The 15,468-nt window shown below is 63.5% G+C and carries 11 protein-coding genes and 1 pseudogene; 10 read left to right on the forward strand and 2 right to left on the reverse strand.

The annotated features are described in order from the left end of the window. Positions 1-64 precede the first annotated feature (64 nt). The 4 genes and pseudogenes from X751_RS153305 to X751_RS153295 all read left to right on the forward strand — a co-directional run bounded on the left by X751_RS153305 (position 65) and on the right by X751_RS153295 (position 4,270). Complete coding sequence (locus X751_RS153305; protein ID WP_023744547.1) at positions 65-1,228, forward strand: Gfo/Idh/MocA family oxidoreductase; 1,164 nt, start codon at positions 65-67, stop codon at positions 1,226-1,228. A gap of 54 nt (positions 1,229-1,282) precedes the next feature. After that, a pseudogene (locus X751_RS01000000163745) lies at positions 1,283-2,271 on the forward strand (sugar phosphate isomerase/epimerase). Between the two features lie 18 nt (positions 2,272-2,289). Further along, a complete protein-coding gene (locus X751_RS153300; protein WP_023712101.1) occupies positions 2,290-3,381 on the forward strand; it encodes a fatty acid desaturase family protein in 1,092 nt (363 codons plus the stop codon). An 85-nt stretch (positions 3,382-3,466) separates the two neighbouring features. Beyond that, a complete protein-coding gene (locus tag X751_RS153295) occupies positions 3,467-4,270 on the forward strand; it encodes a 3-methyl-2-oxobutanoate hydroxymethyltransferase (protein ID WP_023682254.1) in 804 nt (267 codons plus the stop codon). On the opposite strand, the gene hutH is transcribed toward X751_RS153295, so the two are convergent. Both hutH and X751_RS153285 read right to left on the reverse strand, forming a co-directional pair. Then, positions 4,271-5,779, reverse strand: coding sequence for a histidine ammonia-lyase (gene hutH, locus X751_RS153290; RefSeq protein ID WP_023744548.1), 1,509 nt, complete (start codon positions 5,777-5,779; stop codon positions 4,271-4,273). Beyond that, positions 5,776-6,777, reverse strand: a complete 1,002-nt coding sequence (locus tag X751_RS153285) for an ornithine cyclodeaminase family protein (protein ID WP_023744549.1) — start codon at positions 6,775-6,777, stop codon at positions 5,776-5,778. The genes hutH and X751_RS153285 overlap by 4 nt, the downstream gene beginning before the upstream one ends. Before the next feature lie 109 nt (positions 6,778-6,886). Between X751_RS153285 and X751_RS153280 the strand changes: the two genes are divergently transcribed. The 6 genes from X751_RS153280 (at position 6,887) to X751_RS153255 (ending at position 15,403) form a co-directional block, all read left to right on the forward strand. Next, entirely contained in the window at positions 6,887-8,320 is a 1,434-nt protein-coding gene (locus X751_RS153280) for a DHA2 family efflux MFS transporter permease subunit (protein ID WP_023744550.1), read from the forward strand. Positions 8,321-8,592: 272 nt separating this feature from the next. Next, a complete protein-coding gene (locus X751_RS153275) occupies positions 8,593-9,579 on the forward strand; it encodes an ABC transporter permease (protein ID WP_023668176.1) in 987 nt (328 codons plus the stop codon). Positions 9,580-9,638: 59 nt separating this feature from the next. Continuing rightward, complete coding sequence (locus X751_RS153270; RefSeq protein WP_023668177.1) at positions 9,639-10,664, forward strand: sugar ABC transporter substrate-binding protein; 1,026 nt, start codon at positions 9,639-9,641, stop codon at positions 10,662-10,664. Between the two features lie 79 nt (positions 10,665-10,743). Continuing rightward, positions 10,744-12,867 (forward strand): SMP-30/gluconolactonase/LRE family protein, encoded by a 2,124-nt coding sequence (locus tag X751_RS153265; protein WP_023744551.1) that lies wholly within the window; start codon positions 10,744-10,746, stop codon positions 12,865-12,867. Continuing rightward, a complete protein-coding gene (locus X751_RS153260) occupies positions 12,864-13,907 on the forward strand; it encodes a hypothetical protein (RefSeq protein ID WP_023696217.1) in 1,044 nt (347 codons plus the stop codon). The genes X751_RS153265 and X751_RS153260 overlap by 4 nt, the downstream gene beginning before the upstream one ends. Then, the gene (locus X751_RS153255) at positions 13,907-15,403 is read left to right on the forward strand and encodes a sugar ABC transporter ATP-binding protein (RefSeq protein WP_023744552.1); all 1,497 of its coding nucleotides are present in this window, start codon (positions 13,907-13,909) and stop codon (positions 15,401-15,403) included. The genes X751_RS153260 and X751_RS153255 overlap by 1 nt, the downstream gene beginning before the upstream one ends. Positions 15,404-15,468 lie beyond the last annotated feature (65 nt).

Below are 15,468 nucleotides of genomic sequence, written 5' to 3' on the forward strand. Positions count from 1 at the left end.
GATGGAGCGGACCTTGGCTGATCGACGGGCCATGACGTTATATCCGTCCTCCAGGGAGGAATGGATGGCAGGCCAGGGTTTCGAGCCGGATGTAAGGGTTCGCACCAGCGAATACCGGATCGGCTGCATCGGCGCCGGCATGATCATGGCCGAATGCCATCTTGCCGCCTATGCGCAGGCCGGTTTCCCAGTCGTCTCCATCGCTTCGCGCACCAAGGCCAGCGCCGAGAAGGTAGCTGCACGCTGGAGCATTCCGACCATCCACGACACACCGGAACAGCTGATCGAGGATTCCGAGGTCGAGATCGTCGACCTTGCCTTTCCACCCGACCAGCAGCCGGCGCTGATCCGCCATGCGCTGAAGCAGCCCCACATCAAGGCGATCCTGGCGCAGAAGCCACTGGCGCTGTCGGTCGATGAAGCCGTGAAGCTGCGCGACGAGGCAGCCAAGTCAGGCAAGATCCTCTCGGTCAACCAGAACATGCGCTACGACCAGTCGATGCGCGTCCTGAAGCAGATCATCGACAGCGGCGCACTGGGCGACATCGTCTTTGCGCAGATCGACATGCATGCGATCCCGCACTGGCAGACTTTCCTTCAGGACTACGACCGGCTGACGCTCGCCAATATGAGCGTGCATCATCTGGACGTGCTGCGCTTCCTGTTCGGCGATCCCTCGGAAATCACCACGCTGACGCGCAAGGATCCGCGCACGACATTCGACCATTCAGACGGCATCACCGTCTCGACGCTGCGCTTTCCCTCCGGCGTGCTCGCCGTGTCGCTGGAGGATGTCTGGTCCGGACCGCGCCAGGAGGGCTATNCGCTGCGCTTTCCCTCCGGCGTGCTCGCCGTGTCGCTGGAGGATGTCTGGTCCGGACCGCGCCAGGAGGGCTATGAGGACGACCAGCACATCAACTGGCGCGTCGACGGCACCAAGGGTGTCGCCAAAGGCACGATCGGCTGGCCGAAAGGCGTGGCCTCGACGCTGACCTATGCGTCGACCAAGACGACCGGCGGCGAATGGGTCAGCCCGAGCTGGGACACGATGTGGTTCCCGCATGCCTTCATCGGCGTGATGGAGCAATTGCAGCATGCGGTGAAGACAGGCGCGCCGCCGGCGCTCTCCGTCGCCGATAACGTCAAGACAATGGCACTGGTCGAGGCGGGCTACCGCTCGATGGCGCAAGGCCGCACCGTCAAACTGTCCGAGATATCGATCGACTGAACATGCCGCCGAATAGTGTGGCGGCTGAATCGCTTACCGGGAGGAGTTCACATCATGATGCAGGCAGGTATCTTCACCGGCTATTTCCCTATGAGCTGGCGGAGGCCGCCCGCCGCATCCGTGCACTCGGCTTCAACACAGTGCAGCTCGACATGCATTTCAGGGATGTCGATCTCACGGCCGGGCAGATCACCGGGGACAAGGCGAGGACAGTGCGCGACACGTTTCGCGACCACAATCTGCCGGTCTGCTGCATCTCGGGCTACACCAACATCATCCATCCCGACAAATCCGAGCGCGAGAAGCGCGTCGGCTATCTCAAGGAAATCATCCGCAATGCGCGCGACTTCGGCTCGCCCTACGTGATCTCGGAGACCGGCACCTACAACACCGAATCCGACTGGGTGCATCNTGCGCGCGACTTCGGCTCGCCCTACGTGATCTCGGAGACCGGCACCTACAACACCGAATCCGACTGGGTGCATCATCCCAAAAACAAGACCGAGGAAGGCTTCGAGGAATGCCGCAAGGTGATCTCGGATCTTGCCCAGACGGCTTACGACCATGGCGCGGTGTTCCTGCTCGAAACCTATGTCAACAATGTCGTCGGTTCGGTCGAGGAGACGGTCAAAATGTTCGCGCAGGTCGACCATCCGGGCCTCGGCCTGCTGATGGATCCGACCAATTATTTCGAGGCGCACAATATCGACCGCATGGACCAGGTGCTGAACCAGGTGTTCGACACGCTGGCCGACAAGATCCGCATCGCGCACGCCAAGGACGTCAAGCGCTCAGGCAGCGACAAGACCGAGAAGCATGCCGATATCGGCGACGCGGACGCGCATGAGGGGCTGACCTTCCGCGGCGTCGGCGAGATCGAGCTGCCGGCGCCCGGGCTGGGATCGCTGAATTACGATCTCTATCTGCAGCGGCTCAGTGAGAAGCACCCGAACATCCCTGTTATCATCGAGCATCTGACCGAGGACGACGTGCCGCGCGCAAAGACATTCCTCGACGGGAAATTCCGCGCCAACGGTCTCTAAGGGCAGGGCGAGACGGTGATGGCGACGGCCAAGACAAAGCGCGATTACGGCCTGGTCGGCGAAAGCACCCGCCGGGCGATCGAGACCGGGCTGGCCTCGGCCGAGTGGTATCACACCGACGTGCCGCGCAAGGCAATGAAGGAAATGATGCAGCGCTCCGACGGGCCGGCGATCCGCGATACGGTGATCTGGATCGCAGCCATCCTGGGCTCGGCCGCCGGCATCGTGTGGTTCTGGGGCACGTGGTGGGTGGTGCCGTTCCTGCTCGTCTATGGCGTGCTCTATGGATCGTCGAGCGATTCGCGCTGGCACGAATGCGGCCATGGCACCGCCTTCCGCACACGCTGGATGAACGATGCGATCTACGAAATCGCCAGCTTCATGGTGGTGCGCAATCCGGTGCAATGGCGCTGGAGCCATGCGCGGCATCACACCGACACGATCATCGTCGGCCGTGACGCCGAGATCGCGGTAATGCGGCCGCCAAATCTGGTCAAGGCGGCGCTTGCCTTCACCGGCATTCTCGATTTCCGTTATTCGCTGCCGATCCTGGCGCGCCAGGCGTTGGGCAAGCTGTCGGACGACGAAAAGAGCTACATTCCTGAGACCGAACAGGGCAAGGCCATCACGGCGGCGCGCTGGCATGTCGCCGTGTACGTTGCGACGATCGCCCTCGCGATCGCGCTGGGTTCATGGCTGCCGCTGGTGCTGATCGGCCTGCCGCGTTTTTATGGCAGCTGGCACATGGTTCTGACCGGCCTGCTGCAGCATATCGGGTTGGCCGACAATGTCGTCGACCACCGGCTGAACACGCGCACCGTCTACATGAACCCGGTCAGCCGCTTCATCTACTGGAACATGAATTACCACGTCGAGCATCACATGTTTCCGATGGTGCCCTACCATGCGCTGCCGAGGCTGCACGAGCTGGTCAAGCACGACCTGCCGGCGGCGAACCCGTCCATGTGGCATGCCTATCGCGAGGTCTGGCCGGTGCTGCTGAAGCAGCTGCGGTACGAGGATTATTTCCTCAAGCGCGAATTGCCGCCGACGGCGCGGCCCTATCGCGGTGAATTTCACGAGCTCGATATGTCGGCGGCGGCCGAGTAGCGAATAAACCACCCGCCTTCTATCCGGCCTGTTACGGGGCCGGTAAGGTGACCGGGAAAAGCAACCAGCCAACAGGGACATCCCGATGAGCCGAAAGAGACCGACCGTCGCCGATCTGCGCGCCATGAAGGGCAAGCGCCAGCTGACCATGCTGCGCGTCCTGACCATGGACGAGGCCGAGGCTGCCGAGCGGGCAGGGGTCGATATCGTCTCGGTGCCGCCCGAGCTGGTGCTCAACCCTGAGTATCGCGATGCGGCGCCCAGCCTGTTCACCATGCCGGGCGAGAATTTTTATGAGATCGGCACGGCGGACGATTTCCTGCGCTGGGCGTTCCGGCTCTACAAGGCCGGCGCCGACGCCGTTTATTGCAGCGCCGGTTTCGCCACCGTGAAGCGGCTCGCCGACGACGCGATCCCCGTCATCGGCCATGTCGGCCTCATTCCGTCCCGCGCCACCTGGACCGGCGGCTTCAAGGCCGTCGGCAAGACCGCCGACACCGCCATGCAGATTTTTGAGGCGGTCAAGCAGTATGAGGCCGTTGGAGCTCTCGGCGCCGAGATCGAAGTGGTGCCGATCGAGGTGGCGAAGGCGATCTCGGAACGGACCTCGCTGATCATGCTGTCGATGGGTGCGGGCACCGGCTGCGACGCGCAATATCTGTTTGCCGACGATATTCTTGGCCAGAACCGGGGCCACATGCCGCGCCATTCCAAGGTCTACCGCAACTTCGCCGCCGAGTACGATCGTCTGCAGGCGGAACGCGTCGCGGCGTTTTCCGAGTACGTTGCCGACGTCGATAGCGGCGCCTATCCGGAAGACAGGCATGTCGTGCGCATGGATCCGGCCGAGCTCAGCCTGTTCATGAAACGGGTGGACGCAAAGGGCTGACTACTCGGCCTCCTTGCCGATCATCGCTGCACCTTGCCATGTTCCGTCGGCGAGCATGGCATGGAGCACCTCGGCATCCGTTCCCAGCGGCCGGTCCTCCCTGAGCATCGCTACATGCGCGCGCACCGCGGTATGGACCGCTGCTGTGCCGGGCGCCAGCTTGAGACCGTCGCGCAGGTCCACGGCCTGTGCGGCGGCCATCAGTTCGAAGGCGATCAGCCGTCGCCACAGCGCGATCATCCCGGCGCATTTCGACACGGCAAGCGGCGTCTGCGTGGCGTGGTCCTCTACGCCTTCGGACACGGCCAGGAAATCCAGCATCACCGGATTGGCCTTGTGGCGGATGCCGGCCAGGATTGCCGTTGCGGTCTTTTGCAGCGGCACGAAACCGGCCGAGGCGCCGCCGACCGGCGACAAATATCTGGGCAGACCGTTGCGGCCGGAGCCGGCGAGCTGGATGAAGCGGGCAACGCTTGCCGCGGCACATTGCGCGATCGCCAGGCCGAGCGTCTCGAAGGCAAGCGCCAGCGATGCGGTGTGGAAATTGCCGGTCGACAGGACCAGCCCGTCATCGCCCAGCACCAGCGGATTGTCGGCGGCGGCATTGAGTTCGATCTCCAGCGCCAGCCGCGCCTGGTCGATCGCCTGGATCAGCGCGCCATGGATCGACGGCATGCAGCGGATCGACAGCGGGTCCTGCAAGGTGGTCGGCGTCGGCTCCTCGTCACGAGCAAGCAGGTCGCGCAGGCCCTTGGCCGCGAGTTGCTGGCAGGCTGCCGGCCGCGCCAGATGCAGGCGCGGATCGAGGATGGTGCGGTTGGCGCCAAACCCTTCCATGGTCAGCGCGCCGGCCTGCTGCTGTTGCGCAAAGGCCGACAGCGCGTCGGCCAGTACCAACGCGCCAGTGCCGGCTGATACCGCCGAGGCGTTGATCAGCGACAGGCCGTCTTTCGGCGCCAGGCTGATCGGAGCCAACCGCGCCATCATCAACGCCTTGGCCGCCGGCATGCGCCGACCCTGATAGTCAGCTTCGCCGTCGCCGGTCAGCAGACGGGCGAGCGCCGCCATCAGCACGAGATCGCCGGCGCCGATCGAGCCCAACTGCGGCATTACCGGATGCACGCCTGCATTGAGCGCATCGACAAGGGCGGTGAAAGCCGCCGGCGAAATGCCGGAGCCGCCGACTGCCAGCATCGCTGCGCGCGCAAGCATGGTCGCCCGCACCGCCTCTTGGGGCAACGGTTCGCCGACAGCGCCGCTTCGCCCTTCCAGCAACTGGCGCTGGAAGGCGCTGGCATCGCCCTCGACCGATGTGCCGAGATTGGCGCCGAGCCCGGTGTTGAGCCCATAGATTTGCTGACCGGACGCGGCGACCTGATCGAGCACTTTTCGCGCTTTGTCGAGTCTCTCGATGACAGCAGGCTCAACCTCGACCTTGCGGCCGCCGCGGGCAACCTGCCCAACGTCCTCGACGCTGACGCCGGCGCCGGTGAGGACGAGCGCGCTCATGCGAAGCGCAGCCTCTGGCCGATACCTTTATCTCCTGCTTTGGCCAGCATCGCCTTGCCCAGCGCAATGTCGGACAGCGACAGGCCGCGATGCCAGAACAGGATCGTCTCGTCGTCGCTTTCGCGTCCAGCTTTGAGGCCGGCGGCGATCTGGCCGAGTTCGGCATGCAGCGTCTTTTCGCTCAGCCTTCCGGTTTCGACATGGGCGCGCAGCGAGCCGAACTTGCCGCCCTTGCACTGGCCCCAATCGTCGACGACCATTTTCTGCATGATGTCGGTCAGCGACAGCTCCACCGCGCTCATCGTGCCGTAGGGCACGACCAGTGCACCAGGCTTGATCCATTCGGTCTTGAGCAGCGGCTGCGGCTCCGGCAGCCGTGAGGCTTCGACGACGATGTCGGCGCCCTTGATGCAGCTTTCCCAGTCGGCAACCGCGGTAACTTTCTTGCCGAGATCGGCCGAGAGTTTGGCAGCGAAGCCGTCGCGGCTTTCCGGGCGGCGCGAATGGACGCGGATCTCGTCGAAGTCGAAGAGATGGTCGAGCAGGCGCACATTCCAGTAGGCGGTGCCGCGCGCGCCGATATGGGCCAGCACCTTGGAGTTCTTGCGCGCCAGATGTTTGGCGCCGATAGCGGTGACGGCGCCGGTGCGCATGTCGGTGATGACGGTGGCGTCGAGAATGGCGCGCGGCGTGCCGGTGCGCGGATCGAACAGGTTTAGAATGCCAAATTCTGAAGGGAGCCCGTGCAGATAATTGTCGACATAGTCGCCGACGATTTTCACGCCCGCCGTATCGAGCGGCGCAACGTAGCCGCGCAGAACGTTGAAATGGCCATGGAAGGAAGGGTCGGGTTCAAGATGGACGCGCGGCTCGATCACCGTCTGGCCATTGCCTTGCGCCATAAGCCCGGCTTCGACAGCGGCAATGATTTCGCCGTCGGTCATCTCCAGGGCTTCGATATCGAGGCCATTGAGGTAGTCGATATAGATAGGCTTCATGCAATGTCCTTGGCCGCCCGCCCATCCATAACAGGCTGCGAGCCGACACGGAAGTTTGTTGGATAAGCTCTGGACGGGGCCAGCCATATGCTGTTCAACGCGGTTCGCCATGACTGCCGTTCCCGACACCGAGGCCTCCGCCGCCACCGCCAGCAATGCGCGGCGCGTGGCGTTGATCGTTGCCATCGCCTTTTTCATGCAGCTGCTGGATTCGACGATCATCTCGACCTCACTGCCGCAGATGGGACAATCCTTCGGCGTGACGGCGGTGGCGATGAGCATCGGCATCACCGCCTACATGCTGACCATGGCGGTGTTCGTGCCGCTGTCGGGCTGGCTTGCCGACCGCTTCGGCGCGCGCAACATCTTCCTGCTGGCGATTGTGCTGTTCACGCTGGCCTCGCTCGCTTGCGGCTTCTCGCAAAATCTGACCCAGTTTGTCGCCGCCCGTGTCGTGCAAGGTCTTGGCAGCGCGCTGATGACGCCGGTCGGGCGAATTCTGGTGCTGCGCAATACGTCGAAATCGGAGCTGCTCAATGCCACGGCGCTGATCACCTGGCCGGCGTTGTTTGCGCCCGTGGTCGGGCCGGTGCTTGGCGGCTTCATCACAACCTATCTCTCCTGGCACTGGAATTTCTTCATCAACATCCCGCTTGGGCTCGTCGGGCTGGCGCTGGTCGCGCGCTTCATTCCGGGCGACCGCGCGGCCGATCCCAAGCCGCTGGATTGGCCGGGGTTTTTCCTCACGTCGCTGGGGCTCGCGCTGCTGCTCTACGGCCTTGAGCGCATCGCACATCCGGAAGACGGCGCCTTGCCCGCCGTGCTGCTGGTTGCCGCCGGCATCGTCATCGGCTGGCTGGCGGTGCGGCATCTCCGGCGCGCGCCGCATCCGCTGCTCGATCTCAGCGCGTTCAGGGTGCAGACCTTCGCCATCTCTACGCTTGCCGCCGGCACCATTTTTCGCGTGGCGATCAACGCCACGCCGTTCCTTTTGCCGCTGCTGTTTCAGGTCGGCTTTGGCCTTTCGCCGGTCGATGCCGGCTTGATGATCCTGGCCTACTTCCTCGGCAATCTCGGCATGAAGACGGTGACGACGCCGACGCTGCGACGCTTTGGTTTTCGCACGGTCATGGTCGTCAACGGCCTGATCGCCTCGGCCTCGATCATGGGCTGCGCGGCGATCTCGCCCGAAACGCCGCAGGCGCCGGTAGTGATGCTGATGCTGATCGCCGGCCTGACGCGCTCGATGCAGTTCACAGCGCTGAATACTCTGGCCTTCGCCGATATCGATGCGGCGCAGCGCAGCTCGGCGGCAACTTTGTCGTCCATGCTGCAGCAGATGTCGATGCTGTTCGGCGTAGCGGTGGCGGCTGCCATTCTGAACCTGTCGCAGATCGTCAGGCACCGGCCGGCGCTCGACCTCGTCGATTTTCGCATCGCCTTCCTGGTCATCGGCGCCATCGGGCTGGCGGCGGCGTTGCGGTTCCTCGTGCTGCCGCCCGGTGCAGGCGCCGAAGTTTCAGGCCACACGTCCAGGACCTGAATTCGCGATTTTCGCCGCTCAGGCGGCAATTAATTCCGCCTTGTGCTTTCGCCTCAGAACGGCACCTTCGCGCATACGCGCAATGGTGCAACCAAATGCCAAAAGCGCAGCCTTTTCCTAGGATTGCGCCAGTTCTAGCAATCGGTGCGTCCACTGGAAGATTATCACTGCCAACGGGTGTTCCGAGCGCGGATTCATTTGACGAAGCGGCGCCGAGCCGATTAGCTTTCTTCGGAAGGGGTGGCAGAGCTGCCATCGGGGCGAATGCAGACATGAACACGATTGGCTGGCCAAATGTCAGGAGCCTGAATCAGGAAGGCATTGTCTTTGCCATCGCCGTGGTGCTGTTCGTCGCCGCTGCCATTGGGCTGCCTGGTTTCATCGCTGCCAACAATCTCGTTGCCATCGTCCGCTCGGTGTCGGTGCTGGGCATTTTGGCGCTCGGCATGGCGGTCGTCATAATCGGCAGGGGCATCGACCTGTCGGCGGTGGCGATCATGGCGATGTCGGTCGCCTGGTATCTGCAATTGCTCAACGCCGGAACGCCTGATGGGCTCGCCTTCGCCTATGTGCTGGCAGGCGTGCTCGCCATCGGCCTGCTCAACGGTTTTCTCGTCGCCTATGCCGACGTGCCGGCGATCTTCGTGACGCTGGCGACCGGCTCCTTCGTCTTCGGCTATGTCCGCTCGCAACTGATCACGCAGGATGCGGTGCCGGTGCCTCAGGGCCATTGGGTGGAGTTGCTCGGCGGCCTGCGTTTCCTCGACATTCCGATCGAAGTGTTCGTCTTCGCCGGGCTCGCCTTCCTGTTCTTCCTGTTCCTGCGCTACACCAAATGGGGCCGCTACATCTATTTCGCCGGCGACAATCCGGTCGCCGCGCGCAACATCGGCATTCCGGTGCGGCCAATGCTGGTGCTGCGTTATGTGGTTTCGGCCTTCGTCGCGCTGATCGCCGGCCTGCTGACGGCGTCGAGCCTGCACTCGATCAACACCCGCGTCGTCAACTCGACGCTGCTCTATGACATCGTGCTGGTGGCGGTGATCGGCGGCATCGGCCTGTCCGGCGGGCGGGGCGGAGTGCGCAATGTGCTGGTGGGCGCTGCACTTATCGGCATCCTGTCGAACGCGATGACCATCATCGACATTCCGCTGCTCTATCAAAACCTGATCAAGGCGGCGATCCTGCTCGGAGCCATCATCGTCGACGGCATCATCAATCCGCGCGACGAACAGACCGCGCAGCAGGGCGACATCTAAGGGGTACCCGACGGGTCATGCGGACCGGCCGGCAATAAGTGAAAAACAGAGGATGTGACATGAAACTGATCAGAACACTGATGGCGGCCGCCACGGCGCTGGCCGCTACCGCCTTCGTCGCGCCGACCTTCGCCGCCGACGATCCGGGCCCGGCCGCATACGCGCAGGCGCTCAAGGGCAAGCGCGTCATGCTGGTGCCGCTGGCGATGGGCTTCGACCTTGCGCAGGGCTGGTCGCACTATCTGAAGACGGAAGTCGAGGCCTGGGGCGGCACCTTCGAAACACGCGATCCGAACTGGGTCGTCGATGCCGGCGCACAGGCGATCACCGACGCGATCTCGTCCGACACAAGGCCGGACGTGCTGATCATCCATGCGCCGGATCTCAACTCCTATTCCAAGCTGATGAAGAAGGCGCAGGCTGCCGGAACCTACGTCATACTGGTCGACAATCCCGCCAACTTCCCGGCCGACGCCTTTGTCGGCAGTGACTGGGACCGGCTCGGCCAACTCGAGGCCGAAGCGGCGATCAAGGGCTGCGGCGAGAATTCGTCGAAGAAGATCGGCCTTGTGCAGGGTGATCAGGCCAACTCGTCCAGTCTCTACCAGTATGCCGGCATCATGAAGGTGCTGGAGAAGCACCCCGACTTCAAAGTCGTGGCCAAGCCCGACTCCAACTGGGATCCGACGACGTCGCGCAACGTGACGACGACAATGCTGCAGCAGAACCCCGACATCTGCTCGATCATCGACTTCTGGGATGGCGACGCCACCGGCGCATCCGCCGCCATCCGCGACGCCAAGCTCGACGGCAAGGTCTTTTTGGTCACCACCGGCGGCGGCGAGAAGGCGGCCGATTGCGACAAATTGCAGGACGGAACTTACGGCGCCGTGGTGATGACCGATCTGGCTCGCCAGTCCGGCGACATGAACGCTATCATCAAGTTCCTGCTGCAGAGCGGCCAGCCGGCCGGCACGTCGCACACCTACATCTACACACTGGAGAAGGCTACGACCAAGGCCGACCTCAAGCCCGACAGCTGCTGGGACCTGAAGGCGCTGCAGGCCGAAGCGGCGGCGAAGTAAGCCGCGCTTTTTCGACTGAAATAAACGAGGTGGCTGGACAATCCGGTCACCTCGTTCCCTCATGGAATAGCAGCCGCCGATGTCCTTTCGCGAACGCCTCCAGTCCTGGCGCTACAATCTCGTGCCCGACCATCTGGTCGGCGAAATCCTGACAAAACGCTGGACCGACAACGCCATTCCGTTCCTGGCGCTGGTGGCGACGCTCAGCGTGTTCGGCTCGATCATTCCCGGCTTCTTCAAGCTGACCTCGCTACAGGAATCGACCCGCCAGCTCGGCGAGTTCTCGATGGTGGTCACCGGCATGACGGTGGTGATGCTGGGCGGCGGCATCGATCTGTCCGTCGGTTCGATCTTCGCGCTGTCCTGCTTCTCCGCCGTCTATGTCTTCTTCATTCTCGAACAGTCTATCTGGCTGGCGGTGGCGGCATCGCTCGCCACCGGCCTCATCTTCGGCGCCGTCAACGGCTACCTCGTCGGCTATCTCAGGCTGCGCGCCTTTCTGACTACGCTGGTCACCTTCATTTTTGGCCGGGCGCTGTTCGATATTCTCGTCACCACCTATGCCGCAGACGTGCAGCTTTCCCAGGCGACATCCGATGTGCTCGACTTCATCGGCGACAGCACCTTCTGGGGGCTTTCGGTCTCGGTGTGGCTGGCGATCATTCTTGCCATCGTCACCCATATCGCGCTGACGCGCTCACGGCCGGGCTGGCATGTGCTGGCGGTCGGCGGATCCAGGCGCTCGGCGCACAATGCCGGCATTCGCGTGCGCCGCACCGTGTTCATGACCTATGTCTTTTCCGGCTTCTGCGCCTCGATCGGCGGCTTCCTGATCGCTTGCCGCCTGAGTGGGGCAGGGCCGGGCACCGGCCTCAACCTTGAGATCATGGCGCTGACGGCGGCGGTGGTCGGCGGCGTCAGCCTGGGTGGTGGCCGCGGCTCGGTCATCAAGGGGCTGATGGGCGCCATCATCGTGCTGACCATGACCAACGGGCTGATCCGGCTGGGCTATGGCACCGGCACCAACCAGATGGTGCTGGGCATCATGCTGGCGATGGCGGTGACGATCGACATTCGCTGGCTGAAGAACCGCCATAAGGTGCTCAACGAAGTCTATGTCGCGCCGGTCTATCTCAAGATGGGCGAGACACAGTCTGCGGTGCCGGGCTCAGGCACGCCCTACGCGCTCGACAACCGGCTGTCGGCGGCCGACCATATCGGGCTCGGCGAGTTGGAAGGGCCGGAAGACGTCATCCTCGACCGCGACGATCACCTCTATTGCGGCACGCGCCATGGCGAGATCGTCCGCTTCTTCGCGCCGGACTATGTGAAATCGGAGGTGTTTGCCCACATCGGCGGCTTTCCGCTGGGCCTGGCCTTCGACAAATCGGGCAATCTGATCAGCTGCGTCGGCGCCATGGGGCTCTATTCCGTCTCGCCGGATCGGGAAGTGAAGCGCCTGTCGGCCGAGACGTCGCGCTCCTGGACCTCGATCGTCGACGATGCGCGGCTGCGCGACCCCAATGATTGCGACATCGCGCCGGACGGGCGCATCTATTTCACTGACTCCACCAAGCGCTATGACGCCCACGATTGGGCACTGGACTCGATCGAGAACCGCGCCACCGGCCGGCTGCTGGTCTATGACCCGAAGGACGGTTCGACGAAGACACTGCTCGACGGCTACCGCTACACCAACGGTGTGTGCATGGCGCATGACGGCAAGTCGCTGTTCTTCGCTGAGAGCTGGGCCTGCCGCGTGCATCGCTACTGGCTGGAAGGGCCGAAGGCGGGCGCCGCCGAATGCGTCATCCGCGACATGCCGGGCTATCCCGACAACATCAACCGCGCCTCCGACGGCAATTACTGGATGGCATGGCTCGGCATGCGCACGCCGAGCTTCGACCTGTCGCTGCGCCATCCCGATATGCGCAAGCGCATGACGCGCCGGCTGCCGCAGGACGAGTGGCTGTTCCCCAACATCAACACCGGCGGCGTGGTGAAATTCAACGACAAGGGCGGCATTATCGAGGCGATGGGCGACCTCACCGGCGGCGCGCATCCGATGGTCACCTCGATGCGCGAGCACAAGGGTTTCCTGTTCGTCGGCGGCATCCTCAACAACCGCATCGGCCGCTACAAGATTGCGGGCGCGGACCCGACCTGGACCAGCTCCGCTTCTTATTGGGGAACGCAGCCATGATCCTCGATCCCATCTTGGACATGTTTCGCGGCAAGGCCGTCACCATCCCGCCGCTCGACGGCGCCTTCCGGCCCAACACGCGGCTCGATGATGCGCCGGTTTTTGCCGGACTGATCGAACCCGACAATCTGCTGGTTGCCGATGGCCGGCTGCTCGCTTCCAGCGGCAACGCCATCTATTCGCTTGCCGCAGAAGTGGAGCCGAAGGTTGTCGAGACCTTTCCTTCCCCCATCACTGCGCTGGCTCTATCACTGTCGGGAGAACTGACGGTCGGACTTGAGAGCGGCAAGCTGCTGGTCGCCGGCAAGGAGGTTTCGCTGCCGTCTGGCGTCAGCTGCATCACCGCGCTTGCCTATGCCGAGGACGACACGTTGTGGCTGGCCAATGGCTCGGCTGAGCATGCGCCGTCGCTATGGGCCGCCGACCTGATGAAGAAGGGCGCGTCCGGATCGCTTTGGAGGCGGGACGCAGCCGGCGGCGGGTTCCGCAAAGTGGCCGGCGAGATCGCCTTTCCCTATGGGCTCCATCCCACGGGGCGAGATGTGCTGGTCAGCGAAAGCTGGCGTCACCAGCTCGTTCGCTTCGATGGTGCAACCGGTAGCCGCTCGACCGTGCTGACGCATCTGCCCGGCTATCCCGCGCGCCTTGCGCCGGCCGGCGATGGCGGCGCGTGGCTGGCCCTGTTCGCGCCGCGCAACCGGCTGATCGAATTCGTGCTGCAGGAAACGCATTACCGGCGCGACATGATCGACCAAGTGCCGCCGGCCTATTGGATCGCGCCGGCGCTGGCCTCCAACCGCAGCTTCCTCGAACCGCTGCAATGTGGCGGCATCCGCACCATGGGCATCCACAAGCCCTGGTCGCCGAGCCGCTCCTACGGGCTGGTGGTGAAGCTCGACCGGACCATGCAGCCGCAATTCAGCCTGCACAGCCGCGCCGACGGCACGCGCCACGGCATTTGCAGCGTGGCGGAGAAGGACGGACTTCTATTCATCGCCTCCAGGGGCGGCGATTGCGTGCTCGACGCGGGAGGTTTCTGATGGAACCGATCGTGCGCCTGGAAAATGTCACCAAGAACTATCGCGGCGTGCCCGCGGTCAGACAAGTCAGCTTCGAACTGCGCAAGGGCGAAATCCACGCGCTGCTCGGCGAGAATGGCGCCGGAAAATCGACACTGACCAAGATCATTGCCGGCGTCGTCGACGCCACTTCCGGCAAGATGTTCCACAAAGGCCGCGAGATCGCCTACGCCTCGCCGCATGCGGCGCTCGAGGCCGGCATCGCCATGGTGTTCCAGGAGACCAGCCTGGTGCCGTCGATGACAGTGGCGCAGAACCTCTATCTCGGCACCGAAAAGTTTCTCAACCGGCTGCGCGGCACCTACATTTCGGCGCAACAGTTTTTGCAATCGCTGAACTTCCCGGTCGACCCGAACGCCATGGTGGCAACGCTCGGCGCGGCCAAGCGTCAGATGGTCGAGATCGCGCGCGCCGTTCACCACAATGCCGAGATTATCATCTTCGACGAGCCGACGGCGACGCTGACGCCGGAGGAGAAGCGGCACTTTTTCGCACTGATCCGGCGGCTGAAGGCGAACGGCGTCTCGATCGTCTTCATCAGCCATGCATTGGAAGAGGCGCTAATGATCGCCGACCGCATCACAATCCTGCGCGATGGCGAGTTGGTCATAACCGACGACACATCGGCCTTCGATCGCGACAAGATCGTCGCCGCCATGGTAGGGCGCACTTTGTCGGGACAGATCTACCGCCAGCGCGACGAGGCGAAGCTGCACAAGGCCGGCAAGAAGGTGCTGTCGGTGCAGGACATTTCGATGAGCAATGTCGTGCGCAACACCTCCTTCTCGATCTTTCAGGGACAGATCACCGGCGTGTTCGGGCTGATCGGCTCGGGCCGCACCGAGACCTTCAAGATCGTGTCGGGCATCTACAAGCGCGATTTCCTGCGCGGCGGCGCCATCGAGCTGGACGACCGGCCGGTACGCTATCTCGTGCCGAGCGAAGCGGTCGCCGACGGCATCGTCTACGTCTCCGAGGACCGCAAAAGCGAGGGCATTTTCGAGACGATGGGCATTGCCGAGAATTTGTTCGGCGGGCTCCTGGCGGCGGGCCGCGAAAAGGCCTGGGTGATCAACCAGCAGGAGATGCGCACGCTTTCCGCAGAATGGACGAAGACGCTGAACATCAAGGCGATAAACGACAACGCCCGCGTGGTCGAGCTTTCCGGTGGCAACCAGCAGAAGGTGGTGATCGGCAAGGGGCTGGTGCAGCAGCCGCGCATCGTCATCTTCGACGAGCCGACGCGCGGCGTCGATGTCGGCGCCATCGCCGAGATCCACCAGATCATCAACCGGCTGGCCGATGAGGGGCTGGCGGTGGTGGTGATCTCGTCCTACCTGCCGGAAATCATGAACCTGTCGGATCGGATTCTGGTGTGCCGACAGGGGCGCATCGTGGAGGAGTTCTCGCCGGCGGAGGCGACGGAGGAGAAGATCATGTATGCGGCAGTGCACTAGGTTGCCGGTCGGTGTTTGACGGTGCGCATACGTCACCAATTGGCGAAGGCCTCAGCGCCTTCGTC

This window comes from Mesorhizobium sp. LNJC394B00 (genome assembly GCF_000502555.1).
Lineage (GTDB): Bacteria > Pseudomonadota > Alphaproteobacteria > Rhizobiales > Rhizobiaceae > Mesorhizobium.